Source organism: Mesorhizobium sp. B2-3-12 (assembly GCF_006442205.1).
In the GTDB taxonomy this organism is placed as follows: Bacteria; Pseudomonadota; Alphaproteobacteria; order Rhizobiales; family Rhizobiaceae; genus Mesorhizobium.
In genome coordinates, this window is the sequence record NZ_VFVR01000005.1 from 340,001 (window position 1) to 362,356 (window position 22,356).

Below are 22,356 nucleotides of genomic sequence, written 5' to 3' on the forward strand. Positions count from 1 at the left end.
CTTGGCCGCGCGCCGTAAAGCGACGACGCAAATATCGCGGCTGGCGCATCGCGCCAGCGGCACGGCCGCGGCCAACCGCATGGTGCCCGAGGAGACGCCGGTGGCGTTCTCCTTTGCCGGCACCACGCATGCGGTGATGATGGCGAGCCCGGCCGATTTCGAGGATTTCGCGCTCGGCTTTTCGCTGACCGAGGGCATCATCGCCGAGCCTGACGAGATCGAAGCCATCGAAGTGGAAGATCATGGTGCCGGCATCGACATCCAGATCATGCTGAAGGACCAGGCCAATACGCGCTTCGAGGCGCGGCGGCGACGGCTTGCCGGACCGGTCGGCTGCGGGCTCTGCGGCATCGAATCCATCGAGGAAGCGATGCGCTCGGTCGATGCGGTCAGTGCGTCAAAGCTTACGCTTGACGCCGACGACATCACCCGTTCGGTCAAGCTGTTGTCGAAGGTGCAGCCGCTGCATACCGAGACGGGGGCCGTGCACGCCGCCGGTTTCTACGTGCCCGGCAAGGGTGTCGTCATGGCGCGCGAGGATGTCGGCCGCCACAACGCGCTCGACAAGCTGGCGGGCGCGCTGGCCAAGGCCAATATCGATGGCGCTTCGGGCGCCGTCGTGGTGACCAGCCGTGTTTCGGTGGAGATGGTGCAGAAGACGGCGGCGATCGGTTCCGCCTTCATCATCGCCGTCTCCGCTCCCACCGCGCTTGCCATCCGCACCGCTCAAGAGGCCGGCATGACGCTGGTGGCGCTGGTGCGCGGCGATGATTTCGACATTTTCACCCACCCTGACCGGGTGGCATCCGGAGTTGCCCAGCATGTCGCATGACGAAGAGCACATCATGAGCACCAAGGAAAAGCTGGTGCGCATGGCCAACCAGATCGCGGCCTTCTTCCACTCCAGGCCACGCGAGGAAGGCGTTGCCGGCGTCGCCGAGCACATCAACAAGTTCTGGGAGCCAAGGATGCGGCGCCAGTTCTTCGAGATGCTGGACAGCGGCGGCGAGGGCTTCGACGAACTGGTCGTGGTCGCTTCGGCAAGGATCAAGCGTCCGATCACGCCGGCAGAGGCCGATCGCAAGCTCGGCCTCGAGGCTTCGCCCGGTGACGTCGCCGCGTCGCAGGGATAGGCCAGCAGCCGCGCCGGCTTATATTTCAGTTTGCTAAAGTTTAAGCTGCCGTAACCAAGGCAGCTCTGCTATGGTTGGCGACCAGAAGTCGTCAGTCCGGGCGGGCACCCTCGTGAGGCCGATCGAGACCCGATACGCCCTTAGCGGCGAGGTGCGGATCGCCTATCAGGTGGTCGGCCAGGGCTCGTTCGACCTCGTCTTCGTGCCCGGCTTCATTTCCAATCTCGACCTGCATTGGGAAGACGAGGGCTATACCAGGCTCTTGCGGCGGCTCTGCGCCTTCTCGCGGCTGATCCTGTTCGACAAGCGCGGCACCGGTCTTTCCGACCGCGTCGATGTCCGTCACCTGCCCAGCCTGGAGACCCGCATGGACGATGTGCGCGCGGTGATGGATGCGGCCGGCAGCGGCCGCGCGGCGATTCTCGGCGCCTCGGAAGGGGCGCCGCTGGCGATGCTGTTCGCCGCCACCTATCCGGAGAGGACGCGGGCCCTGGCGCTCTATGGCGGCTACGCGCATTTCCACAAATGGGTGATGCCGCCGGAGCGTCTGGAAGCCTTCATCACAACCGCCGAGACGGCCTGGGGCACCGGTGCCACCTTGCCCAGTTTCGCGCCGGGCAGGGTCGATGACGCGCATTTTGCCCAGTGGTGGGGACGGTTCGAGCGGCTGTCGGCCAGCCCGACCGCCGCGGCTGTCCTTGCCCGGATGAATGCCGGGATCGATGTGCGCGGCATATTGCCGGCGATCAGCGCGCCGACGCTGCTTGTCCACCGCCGCAACGATGTGCGCGTCGACCCCGAGGCCAGCCGCTTTCTTGCCAGGAAGATCCATGGCGCCCGGCTGGTCGAAATCCCCGGGCGCGATCATCCGATCTGGACCGGGGACGTCGACAGGGTTGCCGACCTGATCGAAGAGTTTCTGACTGGCCAGCCAGCGGTTGCCGATCCGGAGCGCGTGCTTGCCGCGCTGTTGGTGACGCACACTTCCGACACCGCCAAGCTCGGCGACCGCATGTGGAGCGAGCGCAGCCAGCGCTTCCAGGAGACATGGCGGCTGCTGGTGGGCCGCCATGGCGGCCGCATTGCCGGCACGCATGGCGAGCTGATGATCTCGCGCTTCGAGGGGCCGGCGCGCGCGATCCGCTGCGCGGCGGCGTTGCGCGACGCGGCGCAGCAGATCGGCATAGCGAGCGCGCAGGGCGTGCATGTCGGCGAGATCGAATTGCGCGGCGCCCCGGTCGGTCTGACGGCGCGGGTAACGATGCAGCTCGCAACCCATGCCGGGCGCGGCGACATCCTTGCTTCGCGGCTGGTCGCCGACCTTGCGGCGGGCTCCGGCCTGCATTTCGTCGATGCCGGCCGCATCAGCCTCGACGAACTGGGGGAACCGCTGCCGGTGGTCCAGGCAACGTCGGAACAGCATTTGGAGCCTGCCTGCCGCCCCAAATCCAAGCCGTCGGAGCCGGCGTCCTTGACGGCGCGGGAAAGCGAGGTGGTGAGCCTGATCGCGGACGGCAAGAGCAATGCGGCGATCGCGGCGGAGCTCAGGCTCAGCGAGCATACGGTCAAGCGCCACGTCGCCAACATACTGCTCAAGCTCGATTTGCCGTCGCGGGCGGCGGCGGCGGCCTTTTCGGCCAGACATGCTGGCCCGGACGGGCCATGAGAGCCATGGCGCTTTCGAGCGAAGCGGCCCCAGCGCCAGAAGCGCTACCAATTCTTCCCATGCAGGCCAGGCGATATCGCCGTGACGGCACTGCGAATGGAGGATGAGATGGAGAAGTCGAACCGGATCCTGAAGTCACTGCTGGTAGCCGCAGGCATCGGCGCACTGTTCGCCATCGTTCCGGCCAAGGCAGAGGATGCCTCGGCCACCGCCGCCTACAAGGACATCGAGGCGACGCTCGGCTCGGTGCCGGACATGTTCAAGGCATTGCCTGACGTGGCCATCGCCGGCGCCTGGGCGGAAATCAAAGGGGTGCAGCTCAACCCCAAGACCGCACTCGACGGCAAGACCAAGGAGTTGATGGGGCTTGCGGTCGCCGCGCAGATCCCCTGCCAGTACTGCATCTATTTCCACACCGAGGCGGCCAGGCTCAACGGCGCATCGGACGAGGAAATCAAGGAGACCATCGCGATGGCCGGAATCGTGCGCCACTGGTCGACGATCCTCAATGGCAGCCAGGTCGATTTCGCCACTTTCAAGAAGCAGACCGACGACGTGTTCGCGGCCGTCAAGGCCAAGTCGCAGTGAATGCACGGTGACCAATCGCTGTCCGACGCTGGTGTCGGGCAGCGCATGATCAGTCGAACGCCCGGCATCGAACGGGCCAATGGAGGATGAAATGCTGACCAAGACACAAAATGTGGACGGCCCGGCGATCAAGAAGGCGATCGAGGGCCGTGACGGCAAGATGCTGTCAAGCTTCTATGCCGACGATGCGCTGGTGCGGGTGATCGACCGCAACAATCCGCCGAGCAAGCCGCGCGAAATACGCGGCCGCGCGGCCATCGGCACCTTCTGGGACGATATCTGCAGCCGGGCGATGACCCACAAGGTCGACACCACCATCGCCGACGGCGACAACCTCGCCTTCACGCAAGCCTGCGCCTACCCGGACGGCACCAAGGTGTTCTGCGCCGCGATGCTGGAACTGAAGAACGGGCGGATCGCACGGCAGACCGTCGTGCAGGCCTGGGACGAATAGATCGACAACGGCAGCAGGCAAAAGAGGGAGGAAATCATTATGTTCAGCGCCAGATGGCAGATCGACGCCAAGTTCGGGCACAAGCAGACCGTGCTCGAACTGATGCGAAAATGGGAACGCGAGATCGGCTCGCAGGTCGGTATCGCCGATCTCAACTTCCAGATCATGACCGGATCGATCGGTGCGCGGGAAGCGACGATCGAGACCCACCACCAGGTCGAGAGCCTGGCCCAGTTGGAAGAGTTCTTCGCCAAGATCGGCAAGATCGACGCGCATGCCAAATGGGGCAAGGAGATCGAACCCTATGTCGTATCGGGCACCAGCCTGTGGCAGATTTTCAGGGTTGTGGAGTAGTGGCTTTGGTTCTTCTCCCCGTATACGGGGAGAAGATGCCGCCAGGCAGATGAGGGGCGGCGCTGACCTCTGCTATCTGTTTGTTTTGACGTGATTTCGGACGGGTAACCCACCCTGAACGTCCGAGGTTTGCGCCGCCCCTCGTCCGCCCTTCGGGCACCTTCTCCCCGTAAACGGGGAGAAGGGATTTTCTACCCATGCGCCACCATCACATGGCGCACGGCGGTATAATCCTCCAGCGCGTAGAGCGACATGTCCTTGCCATAGCCGGATTGCTTCAATCCGCCATGCGGCATCTCGTTGGTCAGCATGAAGTGCGTGTTGATCCAGGTGCAGCCATATTGCAGGCGGGCAGCGGTGGCCATGGCGCGCGAAACATCCTTGGTCCACACCGATGACGCCAGGCCGTAGTCGCTGTCATTGGCCCAGTTGACCGCCTCGTCGACTTCCGTGAAGCGGGTGACCGAGACGACCGGGCCGAAGACTTCGCGGCGTACGATCTCGTCCTCCTGCAGCGCGCCGGCGACGACCGTCGGCTGGTAGTAGAAGCCGGTGCCCTCGCCCGGCTTGCCGCCGGTGGTGATCTCGATGTGCTTCAGTTCCGAAGCGCGCTCGACGAAGCTCGACACACGGTCGCGCTGACGGCGCGAGATCAGCGGCCCGATCTCGTTTTCGGTATCGTCCGGCTGGTTGTATTTGATCATCGAGACGGCGGAGGAAAGGTCGGCGACGAGTTTGTCGTAGATCTTCTTGCCGGCATAGATGCGGCAGGCGGCGGTGCAGTCCTGGCCGGCATTGTAATAGCCGAAGGCGCGCAGGCCGTTGACGACGGCGCCGAGGTCAGCGTCGTCGAAGACGATAACCGGCGCCTTGCCGCCGAGCTCAAGATGCGTGCGCTTGACCGATTTGGCGGCGGCCTGCAGCACCTTCTTGCCGGTGGCGACGTCGCCGGTGATCGAGATCATGTTGACCTTGGGATGGTTGATCAGCGTGTTGCCGACGCTGTCGCCGCGGCCAAGCACGACATTGACCACGCCTTCCGGCAGGATTTCGGCCAGGATCCGGGCCAGCTTCAGCGCCGTCAGCGGCGTCTGCTCCGACGGCTTGAAGACGACGGTGTTGCCACCGGCGATCGCCGGCGCCAGCTTCCAGGCCATCATCATCAGCGGATAGTTCCAGGGCGCGATCGAGGCGACGATGCCGATCGGATCGCGCCGCACCATCGAGGTGTGGCCGGGCAGGTATTCGCCGGCGACGACGCCGGGCATGGAGCGTACCGCGCCGGCGAAGAAACGATAGCAGTCGACGATGGCCGGGATTTCGTCGTTGAGCACGGCATTAATCGGCTTGCCGCAGTTCAGCGCCTCGAGCGTCGCGAATTCGCGGGCCTCAGCCTCGATGCGGTCGGCGATCTTCAGCAGATAGCCCGAGCGTTGCGCCGGCGTGGTGCGCGACCACGAGACGAAGGCTTTTTCGGCGGCAACGACAGCCGCCTCGATTTGCGCCTGGCTGGCCTCGGGCAGGTTGAGAATGGTCGCCCCGGTTTTCGGATTGAGGATCGGCTCCTCGGTCTCCGTGCCCTTCTCGAATTTCGAGCCGATCAGCATCTGGGTGTCCATTGGGTCCTCCTTGAACAGAGTGAATAGTGAGTAGTTGGTAGTAAGTGATGATCAGGCTTCGTCCGTGGGTTTCCCTATTCGCCAATCCCTACTCACTACTCACTGTTCTCATTTGCCCGAACCGGCGATCTGGTCGCCGTCGCGGGTCAGGTAATAGGCAAACAGGATCGGTAGCAGCGTCACCAGCACGACGACCATGGCCACGACATTGGTGACCGGGCGCTGGCGCGGGCGGATCAGTTCCTCCAGCATCCAGATCGGCACGGTCTGCTGCTGGCCAGCGGTGAAGGTGGTGACGATGACCTCGTCGAAGGACAGCGCGAAGGCAAGCATGCCGCCGGCAAGAAGCGCCGTGGCAATATTGGGCAGTACGACATGCCGAAAAGTCTGGAAACCGTCGGCGCCGAGATCCATCGAGGCCTCGATCATCGAGCCCGAGGTGCGGCGAAAACGGGCGACCGCATTGTTGTAGACGACGACCACGCAGAAGGTGGCGTGGCCGAGCACGATCGTCCAGAACGAGAACGGAATGTCGGCCAGCGAAAAGGCCGAACGCAGCGCGATGCCGGTGATGATACCGGGCAGCGCGATCGGCAGGATGACCAGCAGCGAGATCGCCTCGCGGCCGAAGAATTTGGTCCGCGACACGGCGGCGGCGCAGAGCGTTCCCAGCACCAGCGCGATCGCCGTCGAGATGGCGGCGACGCGCACCGACAGCGACAGCGCTTCCCAGACGTCGGGCCGGTTCCAGGTGACGGCGAACCATTGCGTGGTCAACCCGGGCGGCGGCCAGACGAAGCTCTTCTCCTCGGTGGTGAAGGCGTAGACGAAGATCAGCAGGATCGGCAGATGCAGGAACAGCAACCCGCAAGCGGCTGCGATCTTCAGGCCGAGCGGAGCCGGTTGTGAGCCATCAGAGCGCATCGAAGGCTCCCATGCGCTTGGCGCCCCAGAGGTAGAAGCTCATGATGACGATCGGCACCACGGTGAAGGCGGCGGCGAGCGGGATGTTGCCGGCGGTGCCTTGCTGCGAGTAGACGGCCTGGCCGATGAACAGGCGCGAGGTACCGATGATCTGCGGGATGATGTAGTCGCCCAGCGTCAGCGAGAAGGTGAAGATCGAGCCGGCGACAATGCCGGGCAGCGCCAGCGGAAACAGCACGTTGCGGAAAGTCTGGCCGGGCGAGGCGCCGAGATCGGACGAGGCCTCGACCAGATTTCCGGGCACGCGCTCCAGCGCCGCCTGCACCGGCAGAATCATGAAGGGCAGCCAGACATAGACGAAGACGATGAAGGTGCCGGTAAAGGACACCGACAGCGAGTTGCCGCCGACGACCGGCAGCGACAGCCAAGCGTCGAGCAGCCACAACAAATGCAGCTTGGCGAGCAGCCAGGTCAAAATACCTTCCTTGGCCAGGATCAGCTTCCAGGCATAGATCTTGACCAGGTAGCTCGACCATAGCGGCAGCATGACGCCGAGATAGAACAGCGCCTTCCAGCGCCCCCGCGCATAACGCGCCGCGTAGTAGGCGATGGGGAAGGCGACGACGGCCGAAGCCAGCGTGACCAGTGCCGCCATCGTCACCGTGCGCAGGATGATGTCGAGATTGGCGGCCTGCAACAGGTCGCCATAGGTCTTCAGCGTGAACTGTCGGTTGATGAGGCCGGAGAACTCGTCGATGGAGAAAAAGCTCTGCGCCAAGAGCGCGAAGAGCGAGCCGATATAGACGATGCCGAGCCACAGGACCGGCGGCAGCAGCATGAGGAGCAGAAGCAGTTGCGGCCGGCGCCAGAACAGGTCGGACAGCGCACCGCGCATGCCGCCGCTGCCGGGCAGGATGGCGGGGGTGGAGTTGAGCGCGGCTGATGTCATGGGGCGACCGTGGCGATTGGATCAATTGCGGCAAAGCAGAGATCCTTCACACCCCCCTCTGTCCTGCCGGACATCTCCCCCGCAAGGGGGGAGATTGGCTGTTTGTCTGTCCCGCCAGCTATACAACTTTGGAGATTGGCGATGCCCGCAGGGGCAACCAATCTCCCCCCTTGCGGGGGAGATGTCCGGCAGGACAGAGGGGGGTGCTTCGCGCAAACCTCCATCAAACCGCCTCATCCATCAGATGCAGGCTCTCCCGATTAAACGTCAGCACCACCGCTTCGCCTTCCGCCGGCAGCTTTGTGCCGGCCGGCACGATGGCGTGCAGCCGCAGGCCGTCGGCGTCGAGCGCCAGCCGCGTCGTCGCCCCGAGATAGTTCGTCCCGACCAGGCGGGCTGCGACGCCCTCGCCGCTTGCGGCGCGACCGACGCGAATGGATTCAGGCCGCAGGCTGCCCCAGCGCCGCTGGCCGGAATAACGTTGGACGAAGTCCGGCGGCAGCACGTTGGAGGAGCCGACGAAATCGGCGACGAAGCGCGTGCTTGGGCGCTGATAGATATCCTCCGGCGTGCCGATCTGCATGATCCTGCCGTCATTGAAGACGGCGACACGGTCGGCCATCGACAGCGCCTCGCCCTGGTCATGGGTGACGAAGACAAAGGTTATGCCGAGCGCCTTCTGCAGCGACTTCAGTTCTTCCTGCATGTTTTCGCGCAGCTTGAGGTCGAGCGCGCCGAGCGGTTCGTCGAGCAACAGCACCTTGGGCTGGTTGACCAGCGCACGGGCGAGCGCAACACGCTGGCGCTGGCCGCCGGAAAGCTGGCCCGGCCGGCGCGCGCCATAGCCGGGCAGCCGCACCAGCGACAGCGCTTCTTCCGCCGCCTTGTGCCGCTCGGCCTTGCCGACGCGCTTGACCATCAGCCCGTAGGCGACATTGTCGAGCACGTTGAGGTGCGGGAACAGCGCATAGTCCTGGAACACTGTGTTGACGTTGCGGCGATAGGGCGGCACGCCCTCGGCGCGTTCGCCGAAGATCGAGATCGACCCTGATGTCGGCTGCTCGAAGCCGGCGATCAGCCGCAAGCACGTCGTCTTGCCCGAACCCGAAGGACCAAGCATGGCGAAGAATTCGCCCGGCGCAATGTCGAGATCGACCGCGTCGACGGCGCGGACGCTGCCGAAATGGCGCGATACTTTTTGAAAGGAAACGGCTGATGTCATTGGGTGTCCTGATCTGTCAGGCTCGTCAAATCTCGGGCGTCAGCGCTGCCCCTTCTCCGCCTGCCATCCTTCGCTGCGATGCAGCTACGGAGGGTGAACCGGCACCTTCTCCCCGTATAGTGACGGGGAGAAGGGAAGCGCTCCAACGCTGGCGACCCCCTCTCCCCGTTCTTCACGGGGAGAGGGTTAGGGTGAGGGGCAGCGTCAACTTATCAAGTAATGCGTGGCGAAAATCATCGTCCGCCGATGACGCCGATATAATCCGACACCCAGCGATAGTAGGGAACGCACTGGTTATTCTGGGTGGCGCATTTCGAGACCGGCGTCTTCCAGAACTTGATCTTGTCGAAATTGTCGTAGCCGTTGGTCTTGCAGCCTTCCTCGCCGAGCAACTCGTTGCCCTTGCAGGCGGCGGGCACGACCGGCAGCGAGCCGAACCAGGCCGAGACATCGCCCTGCACTTTGGGCGAGAGTGAATGCTCCAGCCACATATAGGCGCAGTTCGGGTGCGCCGCGTCGGCCTCCATCATGGTTGTATCGGCCCAGCCGGTGACGCCTTCTTCCGGCACGGTCGAGGCGACCGGCTTCTTGGCGGCGACCAGCGTGTTGACCTGATAGGGCCACGAACCGGACGCGACCACGCCTTCGTTCTGGAAATCGTCAACCTGGATGGCGGCGTCATGCCAGTAGCGGCCAACCAGCGTGCGCTGGACACGCAGCAATTCGAGCGCGGCCTTGTACTGGTCCTCGTTCAGTTCGTAGGGATCCTTGATGCCGAGTTCCGGCTTGTGGAACATCAGGTAGTTGGCGGCGTCGGCGATGTGGATCGGTCCGTCATAGGCCTGGACCCGGCCCTTGTTGGACTTGCCGTCCGGCAGCTTCATTTCCTCGAAGACGACGTTCCAGCTCTTCGGCGCTTCCTTGAACACCTCGGTGTTGTACATCAGGATGTTCGGACCCCACTGATAGGGAACGCCATAGTGCACCTTGTCGACGGTGAACCAAGGCGCGTCCTTCAGCCGATCGTCCACCGCCTTCCAGCTCGGGATGAGATCGGTGTTGATCGGCTGCACGCGCTTGCCGGCGACAAGGCGCAGCGAGGCATCGCCCGAAGCCGTGACAAGGTCGAAGCCGCCCTCGTTCATCAGCGAGACCATCTCGTCCGACGTGTTGGCGGTCTTGACGTTGACCTTGCAGCCGCTCTCCTTCTCGAAGGCGGTGACCCAGTCATAGCCCTTGTCGGTCTCGCCGCGCTCGATATAGCCCGGCCAGGCAACGATGTTGACCTCGCCTTCGCCCTTGCCGAGTTCCTTGACCTGGGCAACGGCCTGACCGGAGAAGGTCAGCGCGACCGTCAGCGCAGTGCATGACCTCAGGAATGAATTCATCATCGATCTCCCATTTTGGCGCGGGATCCTGAAACCGCTCCGGTTTCGCCAGATCACGCGCGGACTGAAAAACTTGTCAGCTCGTCCGTTGGACTTGACGCTACTCTGATGGCAGCTTCGGTCCCTGTACCGGAAGGTGCTTTGAAAATTCCGGTTTCGCAAATTCATTTATCAGAAGGCCGATATCGGTTTTTCCGATATCTCTACCACAAACGCTGGCGAACCGTTCGCTGCGACTGGGCGAGGCCGATGAAGTCGCGCGCAGCCGGCGGCAGGCCGGAGCCTCGCCGCCAGACCATGCCGACCTGCACCACCGGCAAGGAGCCCGAAATGTCGCGCGATTCGATGCGGTCGCCTTCCAGCGACCAGGGCCGGTAGACGAGATCCGGCAGCAGCGCCACGCCGGCGCCGGTGGCGACGAGGCTGCGCACGGCTTCCACCGAACGGGTGCGGAAGGCGACGTGCGGCCTGGCGCCGATCGCCGTCAGCAGCTTGCCGGTGTTCTCCTCGATCTCGTCGACGGTCAGCATGATCAGCGGTTCGGAGGCGATATCGCCGATGCCGATGATGTCGGCGCCAGCCAAGGGGTGGCCGAGCGGCAGCCACAGCCGATAGGCCGAGACTTCGAGGATTTCCGATTGCAGGGCAGTGCGGTCGCGCAGATTGGAGGTGACCATGACGGCAATGTCGAGCTTGCCGCCGATCAGTAAGTGTTCGAGGTAGTCGCCATTGTCCTCTATGGCCGAGACCTCGACGCCGGGATAGGCGCGGCGGTAGCGGGAAAGCAGATCCGACAGCACATAGCCGGCGACAAGCGAGGTGACGCCGAGCTGCAGCCGGCCGCCCACCACCGCCTGTTCACCCGAAAAAGAGCGGCGGGCGTCGGACACGTCGGCGAGAATCTTTGTCGCGTGACGCAGGAACTGGTGGCCCTTGTGGGTGATGTTCAGGCCGCGCGAATGGCGCTCGAACAGTTCGACGCCAAGATCGCTTTCAAGCTCCTTGATCGCTTCGGTGACCGACGATTGCGAGATGGAGAGGTTTTGCGCGGCGCGCGACACCGTGCCTTGCTCGGCGACCGCGACGAAGAATTGCAACTGGCGGATGGTGAAGGCCATGGCCGGACTAAACACCGGCGGCCGAGCGAAGGAAAGCCGATGGCCAAAGCTTATCCCATGGCTGGATGCCTAGCCGCGGCTCAGCCCAGCATCGGCCGGATGCGCCGCCAGCATGCCGGGCCATAGCGCAAGGCAAGCATGAATGCCATTTCCAGCGCCAGCACGATGACGATGATGCGGAAGCCTACTGTGAGCGGGCTCTGGCTGCTGCCATGCAGCGCATAGCCTGTAAGCAGAAAACCGGCATTCCAGAGCGTGGCTCCAATCAGCGTCGCGACCACAAAGGGCAAAGCTGGCAGGCAGAGCGCGCCGGCCGCGATAGGCAAGTAATTGCGCACCGTCGGGATGAACTGCGCCACCAGGGAAACCCTGACATGATGTCGGCGATAGGCCTGGCCGAGCCTGTGGTAGGTCGCTGGACGCAGGAAGACATATCGGCCGAACCGCTCGACCAGCCTGTCGGCGCGATCAATTCCGATGCGGCGGCCGACAGTGTACCAGACAAGGCAGCCGCTGGCGGAGGCCAGCGTGGTCACGCCCAGCAGAATTGCCAGCGACGCGCCATCCGGCGCAGCCGTCATGCCAAGGAACAACAAGAACACATGCGACGGCGGGACCGGCAGAATCTTCTCGGTGAAGGCGATGCAGAAGACGCCAAGCAGGCCGAGGCCAAGAATGGCCGACAGCGGACCGCTCATGCGACGCGCCAATCGTAGGTACTGACGGTCTTGATCATCGAGACGCGATAGACCGTCGCCGGCGGAAAATTGCGAAAGGTATGGCCGACCCGCGTGACCTCCAGGTCGAGCCTGTCGAGCAACGACTGGTCGAACGGGCAGCGCCGGCCGAGCGTGAACTGATAGAGCACCCCGCCCGGGCGAAGGTTCGCGAAGACGCCTTCAAGAATGGCAAGTGTCTTGCGCGGCGAGATCAGCCGGAAGGGCAAACCGCTGACCGCCGCGCCAGCCAGCAGGCCGGGGAACAGCGACGACAGATGGCGCAGGCCGACCGCATCCATCTCGAATATCCGCGCCAACGGAAATCGCCGCTCCAGCAACGCGGCGAAATCCGGATCGGATTCAATCAGCGTCAAATCCTCCTCCCTCACGCCGCGCGACAACAGCGCGCGGGTGAAGGGGCCGGTTCCCGGGCCAAGCTCCAGCACAGGGCCTGTCTCCGGACCGATGTCGCGCGTCATCAACGCCGCCAGGCTGGAACTGGACGGCGTGACGGAGCCGATCCTGAAGGGCGCCACCGTCCACGCCATGAGAAAAGACAGAGCATCGTTTGCAGACATTGTAACCTCAATCCCGGACAACATCACGCCAGCCCGTTTGGCGTGGCCATTTGATTTCACGTGGGCGCCGGGCCTGACCCTGTTGCATAATCGGGCCCGACGCCTGATGCCGGCACAGGGGGTGTGCCGACCGGCGCTGTTTGCTGCGACTGGATTGCATAGACATTGCGCAATGTGGCGACGTGAAAGAAAGGTTCGCTGTTCAGGCCATCGGGTTTGCCATGCTTGCGCAATGTTGGCGGTGTAGCGCCGCCGGATAGATGGCCGCCAAAGGGAACGAGGATGCGTATATTACTGGTCGAGGACGAACCCGAAATGGTCTCTGCCTTGCGTGCCGCGCTGAAGCGGCACGACATGGTGGTCGATCATGCCGGCTCGCTCATCGAAGCCGAAGGCTTCGTTGCCGTCGACAGCTATGACGCCATCCTGCTCGACCGTCAGTTGCCGGATGGCGACGGGCTGTCGCTGGTGCCGAGATTGCGTTCGGCCAGGAACACCACGCCCGTTCTGGTGCTGACGGCGAAAGGCGACACAGCGGAGAAGGTCGACGGGCTGGACATGGGCGCGGACGACTATCTGGCAAAACCATTCGCCTTCGAGGAGTTGCTTGCCCGCCTGCGCGCGCTGCTCAGGCGCCCGGCACCGATGCAATCGCAGTTCATCCGCGCCGGCCATCTGGTGCTCGATGTCGGGCATCGCGAAGCATCGATCCGTGCCGAACCGCTCAGCCTGCCACGCCGCGAACTCCTGGTGCTGGAGGCGCTGATGCGGCGCACCGGCCGCATGGTGCAGCGCGAGGCGCTGATGGAGGCGGTGTTCGGCCTCGACGACGAGATCCAGTCCAACGCACTCGACACCCATGTCTCGCGCCTGCGCCGCAAACTCGCCGATGCCGATGCCGGGGTGGAGATCAACGGCATTCGCGGCGTCGGCTATCTCCTGCGCGAAACGACATGAGAGCCAGGCAATGAGCCTCAAGCGCCCGCGTTCGCTGAAATGGAGCCTGGTGCTGCGCATCGCCTTGCTGCAATGCGCGATGCTGACCCTCATCATCGTCGGCATTCTCGGCGCCATGCTGGCCACCGGCCTTATCCCGCACGACTACGAGGACGGCACAATGGACGTGCTGGCGGATGCGGTGACGCGCGATGCCGGCGGCAAGCTTGTCATCAGCGAGACGCCGGATATGGCAAAGCTGCGCTCGAACGTTCCGGACCTCTGGTTCATCATCCGCGACAAGCAAGGGCAGCGACTGCAGGAAGGCGCGGTACCGGCCATTTTCCAGCCCTTCGTCGGACTGCTGGACACTATCAGCGACGCCCGTATCGACCACGCAATCGGACAGGCCGCGCCGCCGGAGGGAAAGATCCGCTGGACCGATACGGCGGCCGGCAATGTCCAGGTCTTTACCGGCACCAAGGGCGGGCTTTCGCTGCCGCGTCTGCTCGGCCAGGCGCCGCAATTCTTCCTGCAAGGCATATTGCCGCTCGCCGGGCTGATGGCGCTGGCCACGCTGTTCGCGACGCCATGGGTGGTGCGCGGCGCGCTGTCGGGCCTTGGCCATGCGGCGGCCGAGGCCGAGCGCATCGACATCGACCAGCGCGGCGTGCAGTTGCCGCTGAAGGATGTGCCAAAGGAAGTGGCGCCGCTGGTCAAGGCGGTGAACGCAGCCCTTGCGCGGCTCGACAAGGGCTATGAACGTCACAAGCGTTTCCTGACCGACGCCGCCCATGAACTCAGGACGCCGGTCGCCATCCTCAACACGCGGCTTGCCTCGCTGCCGGCGACGCCGGAGCGGGCACGGCTGCTGCAGGATGCGGCACGGCTCTCGACGCTGACCGACCAGTTGCTCGACCTGCAGCGTCTCGACCGGCAGACAACGGCCTTCGAAAAGGTCGACCTCGTGGCGATCGCGCGCGGCGTCATCGTCGACCTCGCACCGATGGCATTCTCGGCCGGCTACCAGATGTCGTTCGAGCCGGAACTGGACACGGTTCTCGCCACCGGCGACCGCACCGCGATCGAACGCGCGGTGACCAACATCGTCCAGAACGCCATCGAGCATGGCGGCCGCGCCGGCAAGATCACCGTCAGCGTCACGGCGCTCGCCACCATAGAGGTCCGAGACGAAGGCGACGGCGTGCCGCCGGGCGAGCGGGAGCGCATTTTCGAGCCCTTGTACCGGCTGCGTCCGCAGGATCACGGCGCCGGCCTCGGCCTCAACCTCGTGCAGGAAATCATGCATCTCCATGGCGGCCGCATCGATATCCTCGACGGCAAGCCGAGCGGCGCCTGCTTCAGGATGAGTTTTCGCGCCTTGCCGGCATAGCACCGGCATTGCAAATCGACCACGCGGTATTTGACATCGCGATTTATCGTAACTAGTTAAGTTACATGAAACGCAACAGTCGACTGTCCTCTACCTTGCACATTCTCGTCCACATGGCCGAGAAGCCAGCGCAGGCGCTGACCTCCGAGCAGCTTGCCACCTTCATCCACACCAATCCGGTGGTGGTGCGCCGGACCATCGCGGGCCTGCGCGATGCCGGCATCGTCACCTCCTCACGCGGCCATGGCGGCGGCTGGCTGCTCGGGCGCGCGCCCGAAGACATCTCTCTGGCCGAAATCAGCGCCGCCCTTGGCGAGACGCTGTTGCCGTTCAGCACCGAGCCGGAAAGCCCCGGCTGCCTCGTCGAGCAAGCTGTGATCGCCGTGCTCGACGATTTTCGCATCGCGGCCGAAAGATTGCTGCAGGAGAAACTCAGCCACATCACCCTGGCCGACCTCACAGCCGATTTCCGCCGCCGTTATGACCTCATTGGAGTTTCCAGCCATGCAGTATGATCTTGCCGTCCTTGGCGGCAGCTTTGCCGGCCTGTCCGCCGCAATCCAGGCGGCGCGGGCGCGGCGCAAGGTGCTGGTGATCGATGCCGGCCAGCCGCGCAACCGCTTCGCCGCGTATTCGCACGGCTTTCTCGGTCAGGACGGCCGTACACCCCGAGCGATCCTCGACGATGCAAGGCGGCAATTCCTTGCCTATCCGACAGCCAGGCTTGTCACCGCGCGCGCCGACAGGGCGGTTGCCAACAGCGGCAGCGATTTCGAAATCGCAACCGATGGCGGCGAGACATTCGGCGCGGCACGTCTGGTGCTGGCCACCGGCGTGCGCGACATCCTGCCGGAGGTTCCCGGGCTTGCCGGGCAATGGGGCAGGACCGTGCTGCACTGCCCCTATTGCCATGGCTACGAGGTTTCCGGCGGGCCGCTTGGCGTGCTCGCCACCGGCCCGATGTCCGTGCATCAGGCGCAGCTGATTTCCGACTGGGGCGACGTCACGTTGTTCGGCAACGGCCTGCTCGAGCCCGACGCCGAGGAGCTCGCCGCCCTTGATGGCAAGAATATCCGCTTTGAGCCCGCGACCGTCCAAGCGCTCGAGGAAGACGGTTCCGGCGGATTGGTTGTCCACCTCGATGGCGGCCGGAATGCCGGCGTCAAGGCGATCTTCACCGCGCCGCGCAACACGATGGCGAGCCCGCTGGCGGAACAGCTCGGTTGCGACTTCAAGGACGGCCTGCTCGGCCCGGTGATCTCGGTCGATGACAGGCAGCAGACGACGGTTCCCGGGGTCTACGCCGCCGGCGATGCGGCACGGGCGATGCACAACATCGCCTTCGCGGTGTCGGGCGGCACCTTCGCGGGCGTGTGCGCTCATCAATCCCTGGTGTTCGGCTAAAATTGTGTTCTGCTAAATCCCGGAACCCCCGCCGGCGATGCTGAGCCGTGCGCCGGCCTGCGCCAATGCGGCGGCTATATCGTGCGGCGGCGCGCGGTCGGTGGCGAGTTCGGAAAAGCCACCGAAGCCGCAGACCTGAACCAGTCCCTGGCGGCCGAACTTCGTGTGATCGGTGATGACGAGGGAACGCTGGCCGCGCGACAGCACCATGCGGGCGAATTCCGCCTCTTCCAGATCGTAGTCCATGACGCCCGTCACCGCATCGACGGCGCCGGTGGAAATGACGGCGTGGCTGACCGAGAAGCGGCTGACGAACTCGATGGCCGATGTCCCGAACGCAGCGCCTGAATCGCTGCGCAACTCGCCGCCGGCCATATAGACCTTGTTGCCGTTGATGGTGGCCAGCGTGCGGGCGATGTCGGACGAATTGGTCACGACCGTCAGGCGCCGGTGGCCGAGCAGTTCGCGGGCCAGGAACGAGGTCGTCGTCCCGGTGTCGAGCATGATCGATTCGCCGTCGCGGATGGTGGCCGCGACCGTGCGGGCAATGCTGCGCTTGGCGTCGGCATGCTCGCGCATGCGCCGTTCGAACGGCGCTTCGCCGATCATCGACGGCAAGCCGATGGCGCCATGCATCTTCAGGATCGAGCCGTCGCTGGTGAGCGGCTTGACGTCACGGCGCACGGTTTCGAGCGACACGCCCAACCGGTCGGCCAGGCTGGCGATGGTGACGGTTCCCTCTTCCTGCAGCAGCCGCAGGATCTCGCCATGCCGTTTCGAGTGGATCATCTGTACGCGTCCCGGAAATTGCCCGATTCTAGGGCATTTCTAGCGCTTTTAAAGGAATTGCCCATGCTTTCGGGCAAAATACCCAAAAAAAGTCACATCTTTTTATTGACAGAAGGGCAACCCTGACGTGAAATCCAAACCTCAACAGGGGTTCGGAGCTGCAGCGGGAGGATAATTGGCAGGGCCGCAACTCACTGACCAGGCAGGCTGCAACGTGCCTGGCGCGAAAGATTTTCAGATCCGCGGGGGCGGATGCCGGGTTCAAAAACCTGGCCAAGGGGCTCGTCGGTGCGGTGCGGGATACCAATCCTGGCGTCCCGCACCGACGAGATTGTTTGCACTTCCCTCCGCCGTCGTTGCGCTGCCCGTGGCGCCTTGTCGAAGCCCAGCAAACCAGACCAGCAAACCAGGGATGATTTCGTGATTGCCGAAGACCGCATCCACGCCCTGCCCTGCTGGACGGGGGCCATCGAGATCGCGCCGCTGCCCGGCGGCTTGAGCAACGCCAATTATGTTGTGACCGACGCGGCCGGCAAACATGTCGTGCGCTTCGGCCAGGATTATCCGTTCCACCATGTCTTCCGCGAACGCGAGGTGATGACCGCGCGCGCGGCGCACGCGGCCGGCTTCGCGCCGGCGGTCCACTATGCCGAACCGGGAATCCTGGTGACGGCGTTTCTCGGCGCCAAGACCTATCTGGCCGAGGACGTGCGCGCCAATCTCGGCCGCGTCGCCGCGCTGATGCGCGGCTTTCACCGGGAGATGCCCAACCATATTTCCGGCGCCGGCTTCATGTTCTGGGTGTTCCACGTCATTCGCGACTATGCGCGCACGCTCGACGAGGGCGGCAGCCGCAAGCGCGGTGACCTGCAGCACTTCCTGGCACTGGCCGATGAACTGGAACGGGCGCAGAAATTGCTGCCGATCGTCTTTGGACACAATGATCTGTTGCCGGCCAATATTCTCGACGACGGCAGCAGGTTGTGGCTGATCGATTTCGAATATGCCGGCTTCAACACAGCGATGTTCGACCTTGCCGGCGTCGCTTCGAACGCCGGCATGAGCGACGAGGAATCCTTCGCCTTCCTGACTGCCTATTTCATGAAGGAACCGGACGAGGCGATCCGCCGCTCGCACGCCGCCATGCAATGCGCCTCGCTGCTGCGCGAGGCGATGTGGAGCATGGTATCGGAGCTCTATCTCGACGCGCCCGGCATCGACTACGTCGCCTACACCGAGGAAAACCTGGTGCGGCTCGACGCGGCGCTGGACAATTACCGGACAAAATACGGGATCCTGAAATCATGACCTTGCCTAGCCAGGCCGCGGTCGTCGTCATCGGCGGCGGCATCATCGGCTGTTCGACGGCCTATCATCTGGCGCGCGACCACAAGGCCGACGTGGTGCTGCTCGAACAGGGCAAGCTGACTTCGGGCTCGACCTGGCACGCTGCCGGCCTTGTCGGGCAATTGCGCTCTTCGGCCTCGATCACGCGGGTGCTGAAATATTCCGTCGACCTCTACAAGGGGCTGGAGGCCGAGACCGGGCTCGCCACCGGCTGGAAGATGACCGGGTGTCTCAGGCTCGCCACCAATGCCGACCGCTGGACCGAGTACAAGAGGCTGGCGACGACGGCGAAGAGCTTCGGCATGGACATGCATCTGCTGTCTCCGGCGGAGGTCAAGGCGATGTGGCCGCTGATGGAAACCGGCGATCTGGTCGGTGCCTCCTGGCTGCCGACCGACGGCCAGGCGAGCCCGTCCGACATCACCCAGTCGCTGGCCAAGGGCGCGCGCATGCATGGCGCCAGGCTCTATGAGGACGTGCGCGTCACCGGCTTCGAAATGAAGGGCGACCGCATCACGGCGGTGAAGACCAATCAAGGCGACATTGCCTGCGAAAAGGTGGTGAATTGCGCCGGCCAATGGGCACGGCAGCTCGGCGCCATGGCCGGCATCAACGTGCCGCTGCAGCCGGTCAAGCACCAGTACATCATCACCGAAAAGATCGATGGGCTGGCGACCGACGCGCCGACGTTGCGCGACCCCGACCGGCGCACCTATTTCAAGGAGGAGGTCGGCGGCCTGGTGATGGGCGGCTACGAGCCGAACCCGCAGGCCTGGACAACAGGGGACGTGCCCAATGACTGGGAGTTCCGGCTGTTCGACGACGATTACGATCATTTCGAGCAGCACATGGCACAGGCGATCGCGCGGGTGCCGGCGCTGGAAACCGTTGGCGTCAAGCAGATGATCAACGGGCCGGAAAGCTTCACGCCGGATGGCAATTTCATCCTCGGCGTGGCGCCCGAATGCGCCAACATGTTTGTCGGCGCCGGCTTCAACGCCTTCGGCATCGCCTCCGGCGGCGGGGCCGGCTGGGTGCTTGCGCAATGGGTGGTCGATGGCGAGGCGCCGCTCGACCTGTGGGTGGTCGACATCAGGCGCTTTTCCAACCTGCACCGCGACCGGCAATGGGTGTGCGAGCGCACGCTGGAGGCCTATGGCAAGCATTATACGATCGGCTTCCCGCATGAGGAATACACCAGCGGCCGGCCGCGCATCGTCTCGCCGCTCTATGACAGGCTGAAAAACCATCGCGCCGTCTTTGGATCCAAGCTCGGCTGGGAACGGCCGAACTGGTTCGCGCCGGAGGGCGTCGAGCCGCGCGACATCTATTCGATGGGCCGGCAGAACTGGTTTGCCGCCGTCGGCGACGAGCACCGGCATGTACGCGAGCATGTCGGCATCTTCGACCAGTCGTCGTTCGCCAAATACGAATTGACCGGGCCTGACGCGGCCAAGGCGCTCGACTGGATCTGCGCCAACGATGTCAGCAAGCCGGTCGGCCGGCTGACCTACACGCAACTCCTCAACACGCGCGGCGGCATCGAGGCCGACCTGACGGTGTCGCGGCTTGCCGAGGAGAAGTTCTACATCGTCACCGGCACCGGTTTCCGCACTCACGACGCCTCGTGGATCAGCGACCATATTGGCGAGGGCCTCGATGCCAGGCTGACCGACGTCACCGAGGATTTCGGCACGCTGTCGCTGATGGGACCGCGTGCCCGCGACGTGCTTTCTGATGTGACCGGGAGCGATGTGTCGAATGCCAGCTTCCCGTTCGGCCATGTCAGGGAGATCGTCATCGCCGGTCACACGGTGCGGGCGCTGCGCGTCACCTATGTCGGCGAACTGGGCTGGGAGCTGCATGTGCCGATCGCGGCCACCGGGGAAGTCTTCGACGCGCTGATGGCGGCCGGCAAGAGGCATGACATCCGGCCGGTCGGCTACCGCGCGCTCGAATCGCTGCGGCTGGAAAAGGGCTATCGCGCCTGGGGCTCCGACATCACCCCCAACGACACACCGCTGGAGGCTGGGCTCGGCTGGGCGGTCAAGCTCAGGAAGAACACCGACTTCGTCGGACGGCGCGCGCTCGAGAAAGTTGGCGGGGCGGCTTTGAAGAAGCGCTTTGCCGGTTTCACGGTCGACGATCCGGAGATCGTGCTCGTCGGCCGCGAAACCATCCTGCGCAATGGCGCGCCGGTCGGCTATCTGGCCAGCGGCGGCTACGGCTACACGGTGCGCAAGAATATTGGCTACGGCTATGTGCGCGACGCCGAGGGGGTGAGCGATGATTTCCTCGCCTCGGGCAATTATGAACTGGTGGTCGCGATGCAGCGGACGCCGGCTAAACTCCACCTCGAGCCGATGTATGACCCGGATGGCGAGAAAGTCAGGGCTTAAGGCATTCTAGGCAGGAAGGCGCGACGTATTGACCGGTTGAGCCCCCATCTGCGATTACAGGGAAGTCATTTCAAGGTCCGTAGCGGGTAACTGCCATGACAAAATCTCTCAAACTGCCCTCGATGACGCTACGCACAGAGACTATTCGACCGGCTAAGGCGTTGTGCTTGTTTATCTATGCAGTCCTTGACCTAAGCGTCTCCACAGCAATCGCCAAAGATGACCCCAGCAAATTGAGCGTCTGGACGGTTGCACGAGGCAAGGACGAGTCTGGGGCCTCCAGAATAACCGCGATGTTAAACCCTTGGGTTGACGATCCCAGCACTGTCACGCACCCAGTCTCCGCCATGCTTTTGGCTAGTTGCACCGAAGGAAGCTTGTCGGTCGCCCTCATATCCGACATTGGCGTCGATGGGCAGCACCACGACATTTTCATCCGACGAAACGACGAGCCCGAAAAGAAAGAGCGGTGGGTGGTCAGCAAGCTGCTTCCCGGTATTTGGGATACCAAAGAAGCTGGAATCTTCCTGGATTCACTTTCCGAAGTGGGAGACCTTTCAATCCGATATGAAGATACCGATAAGAAATGGGTGCGGGTATCGAAATACAAGATGACCAACTTTGATAAAGCAAAGGAGGCAATCCGATCAATGTGCCCTTGGTGATCGCCGCGGGTTACTCCTTACCGAACTGCATTGAGAATCAGCACACGCGCAGGGCGAGACCACGGCTGGGCACGGTGTCGGCCTCGCCAGGCATAGAGACGTAGGGGCGCGTTTCCTCGACGCGGACGACCAGACCTTGCGCTTCGAGTTCGGCGATGCGCGCGGCAAAGCCCTGATCCCACAGCGTGTTCTTGACCGTCAGCACGATCACCCCGCCCGGCCGGCAGATGCGGATCAGTTCGTCCAGCCCGTCGGCGCCGACATGGCCCGAGGTGAAGACGCCGGCCGAGACGATGCCGGCATAGGCGTCGCTGGCAAAAGGCAGGGCGCCGCCGAGCGCCAGGCAATGCAGCGCCGAATAGACGCCCTTGCGCGCGGCCTGATCCAGCATGCCTTGCGAGATATCCAGCGCCTCGACCTCGGGATAGCCTGTTATATCGAGCCATTCGCCGATCAGCCCCGTACCCGCTCCAGCGTCGAGTAGCGGGCTTGAGCCGCGCGGCAGATGGCGGGCGAGCAGTGCAAGGCAGATCGTCGGGTGGCGGTAACCGGCGGCCGACATGTCGGCGTCGTAGGTCTGCGACCAGCGGTCGTAGAGTGCCGCCACTTCTTCCGGGCGCTTGGCCGCGTAGACCTCGCCGAGTGCGCCATGATGCTTGCTGTCCGCCACGTGCCCGCCAACTCCTTCGTCTTGCCGGGATGATAGCCAAA

General features: G+C 63.9%; 23 protein-coding genes. 13 read left to right on the forward strand and 10 right to left on the reverse strand.

What is annotated here, in order from left to right:
• The first annotated feature begins 1 nt into the window (after nucleotide 1).
• The 6 genes from fdhD (at nucleotide 2) to FJ948_RS17450 (ending at nucleotide 4,195) form a co-directional block, all read left to right on the forward strand.
• Nucleotides 2–832 (forward strand): formate dehydrogenase accessory sulfurtransferase FdhD, encoded by an 831-nt coding sequence (gene fdhD / locus FJ948_RS17425; protein WP_140706450.1) that lies wholly within the window; start codon nucleotides 2–4, stop codon nucleotides 830–832.
• Entirely contained in the window at nucleotides 822–1,133 is a 312-nt protein-coding gene (locus tag FJ948_RS17430) for a formate dehydrogenase subunit delta (protein ID WP_140706452.1), read from the forward strand. Before fdhD ends, FJ948_RS17430 begins: the two co-directional genes overlap by 11 nt.
• Before the next feature lie 112 nt (nucleotides 1,134–1,245).
• On the forward strand, nucleotides 1,246–2,799 hold the full coding sequence (locus tag FJ948_RS17435) for an alpha/beta fold hydrolase (protein ID WP_140706454.1): 1,554 nt from the start codon (nucleotides 1,246–1,248) through the stop codon (nucleotides 2,797–2,799).
• A gap of 108 nt (nucleotides 2,800–2,907) precedes the next feature.
• Complete coding sequence (locus FJ948_RS17440) at nucleotides 2,908–3,387, forward strand: carboxymuconolactone decarboxylase family protein (RefSeq protein ID WP_140706611.1); 480 nt, start codon at nucleotides 2,908–2,910, stop codon at nucleotides 3,385–3,387.
• Nucleotides 3,388–3,478: 91 nt separating this feature from the next.
• A complete protein-coding gene (locus FJ948_RS17445; RefSeq protein WP_140706456.1) occupies nucleotides 3,479–3,841 on the forward strand; it encodes a nuclear transport factor 2 family protein in 363 nt (120 codons plus the stop codon).
• A gap of 39 nt (nucleotides 3,842–3,880) precedes the next feature.
• Complete coding sequence (locus FJ948_RS17450) at nucleotides 3,881–4,195, forward strand: hypothetical protein (RefSeq protein ID WP_140706458.1); 315 nt, start codon at nucleotides 3,881–3,883, stop codon at nucleotides 4,193–4,195.
• Between the two features lie 191 nt (nucleotides 4,196–4,386).
• Here FJ948_RS17450 and FJ948_RS17455 read toward each other — a convergent pair whose 3' ends face one another.
• From FJ948_RS17455 to FJ948_RS17495, 8 genes are all read right to left on the reverse strand, one after another.
• Nucleotides 4,387–5,814: a gamma-aminobutyraldehyde dehydrogenase gene (locus FJ948_RS17455; RefSeq protein ID WP_140706460.1), complete on the reverse strand. Its 1,428-nt coding sequence runs from the start codon at nucleotides 5,812–5,814 to the stop codon at nucleotides 4,387–4,389.
• A 108-nt stretch (nucleotides 5,815–5,922) separates the two neighbouring features.
• Nucleotides 5,923–6,738, reverse strand: coding sequence for an ABC transporter permease (locus FJ948_RS17460; protein WP_140706462.1), 816 nt, complete (start codon nucleotides 6,736–6,738; stop codon nucleotides 5,923–5,925).
• The gene (locus tag FJ948_RS17465) at nucleotides 6,728–7,687 is read right to left on the reverse strand and encodes an ABC transporter permease (protein ID WP_140706464.1); all 960 of its coding nucleotides are present in this window, start codon (nucleotides 7,685–7,687) and stop codon (nucleotides 6,728–6,730) included. The genes FJ948_RS17460 and FJ948_RS17465 overlap by 11 nt, the downstream gene beginning before the upstream one ends.
• A 223-nt stretch (nucleotides 7,688–7,910) precedes the next feature.
• Complete coding sequence (locus FJ948_RS17475) at nucleotides 7,911–8,909, reverse strand: ABC transporter ATP-binding protein (protein WP_140706466.1); 999 nt, start codon at nucleotides 8,907–8,909, stop codon at nucleotides 7,911–7,913.
• 233 nt (nucleotides 8,910–9,142) lie between these two features.
• Complete coding sequence (locus tag FJ948_RS17480) at nucleotides 9,143–10,297, reverse strand: ABC transporter substrate-binding protein (protein WP_140706613.1); 1,155 nt, start codon at nucleotides 10,295–10,297, stop codon at nucleotides 9,143–9,145.
• A gap of 203 nt (nucleotides 10,298–10,500) precedes the next feature.
• Nucleotides 10,501–11,415 (reverse strand): LysR substrate-binding domain-containing protein, encoded by a 915-nt coding sequence (locus FJ948_RS17485; RefSeq protein ID WP_140706468.1) that lies wholly within the window; start codon nucleotides 11,413–11,415, stop codon nucleotides 10,501–10,503.
• 80 nt (nucleotides 11,416–11,495) lie between these two features.
• A complete protein-coding gene (locus tag FJ948_RS17490; RefSeq protein WP_140706470.1) occupies nucleotides 11,496–12,113 on the reverse strand; it encodes a DedA family protein in 618 nt (205 codons plus the stop codon).
• The gene (locus tag FJ948_RS17495; RefSeq protein ID WP_140706472.1) at nucleotides 12,110–12,712 is read right to left on the reverse strand and encodes an rRNA adenine N-6-methyltransferase family protein; all 603 of its coding nucleotides are present in this window, start codon (nucleotides 12,710–12,712) and stop codon (nucleotides 12,110–12,112) included. The genes FJ948_RS17490 and FJ948_RS17495 overlap by 4 nt, the downstream gene beginning before the upstream one ends.
• Nucleotides 12,713–12,994: 282 nt before the next feature.
• Between FJ948_RS17495 and FJ948_RS17500 the strand changes: the two genes are divergently transcribed.
• From FJ948_RS17500 to FJ948_RS17515, 4 genes are all read left to right on the forward strand, one after another.
• Nucleotides 12,995–13,669: a response regulator transcription factor gene (locus FJ948_RS17500; RefSeq protein ID WP_140706474.1), complete on the forward strand. Its 675-nt coding sequence runs from the start codon at nucleotides 12,995–12,997 to the stop codon at nucleotides 13,667–13,669.
• A gap of 10 nt (nucleotides 13,670–13,679) precedes the next feature.
• The gene (locus FJ948_RS17505; protein ID WP_140706476.1) at nucleotides 13,680–15,041 is read left to right on the forward strand and encodes a HAMP domain-containing sensor histidine kinase; all 1,362 of its coding nucleotides are present in this window, start codon (nucleotides 13,680–13,682) and stop codon (nucleotides 15,039–15,041) included.
• A 65-nt stretch (nucleotides 15,042–15,106) separates the two neighbouring features.
• Nucleotides 15,107–15,556: an Rrf2 family transcriptional regulator gene (locus tag FJ948_RS17510; protein WP_140706478.1), complete on the forward strand. Its 450-nt coding sequence runs from the start codon at nucleotides 15,107–15,109 to the stop codon at nucleotides 15,554–15,556.
• Nucleotides 15,546–16,445 (forward strand): NAD(P)/FAD-dependent oxidoreductase, encoded by a 900-nt coding sequence (locus FJ948_RS17515; RefSeq protein WP_140706480.1) that lies wholly within the window; start codon nucleotides 15,546–15,548, stop codon nucleotides 16,443–16,445. Before FJ948_RS17510 ends, FJ948_RS17515 begins: the two co-directional genes overlap by 11 nt.
• Before the next feature lie 12 nt (nucleotides 16,446–16,457).
• Here the strand turns inward: FJ948_RS17515 and FJ948_RS17520 are convergent, their stop codons facing one another.
• Nucleotides 16,458–17,234 carry a DeoR/GlpR family DNA-binding transcription regulator gene (locus FJ948_RS17520; protein ID WP_140706482.1) on the reverse strand — a complete coding sequence of 259 codons (777 nt, stop codon included), beginning with the start codon at nucleotides 17,232–17,234 and terminating at the stop codon, nucleotides 16,458–16,460.
• A 420-nt stretch (nucleotides 17,235–17,654) separates the two neighbouring features.
• Here FJ948_RS17520 and FJ948_RS17525 point away from each other — a divergent pair, with 420 nt between their 5' ends.
• The 3 genes from FJ948_RS17525 to FJ948_RS17535 all read left to right on the forward strand — a co-directional run bounded on the left by FJ948_RS17525 (nucleotide 17,655) and on the right by FJ948_RS17535 (nucleotide 21,645).
• Entirely contained in the window at nucleotides 17,655–18,542 is an 888-nt protein-coding gene (locus FJ948_RS17525) for a phosphotransferase family protein (RefSeq protein ID WP_140706484.1), read from the forward strand.
• Nucleotides 18,539–20,980, forward strand: a complete 2,442-nt coding sequence (locus tag FJ948_RS17530) for an FAD-dependent oxidoreductase (protein ID WP_140706486.1) — start codon at nucleotides 18,539–18,541, stop codon at nucleotides 20,978–20,980. The genes FJ948_RS17525 and FJ948_RS17530 overlap by 4 nt, the downstream gene beginning before the upstream one ends.
• Nucleotides 20,981–21,147: 167 nt before the next feature.
• Nucleotides 21,148–21,645: a hypothetical protein gene (locus FJ948_RS17535; protein WP_181173701.1), complete on the forward strand. Its 498-nt coding sequence runs from the start codon at nucleotides 21,148–21,150 to the stop codon at nucleotides 21,643–21,645.
• 37 nt (nucleotides 21,646–21,682) lie between these two features.
• Here the strand turns inward: FJ948_RS17535 and FJ948_RS17540 are convergent, their stop codons facing one another.
• Nucleotides 21,683–22,315, reverse strand: coding sequence for a class I SAM-dependent methyltransferase (locus tag FJ948_RS17540; RefSeq protein WP_140706490.1), 633 nt, complete (start codon nucleotides 22,313–22,315; stop codon nucleotides 21,683–21,685).
• Between the last annotated feature and the right edge of the window lie 41 nt (nucleotides 22,316–22,356).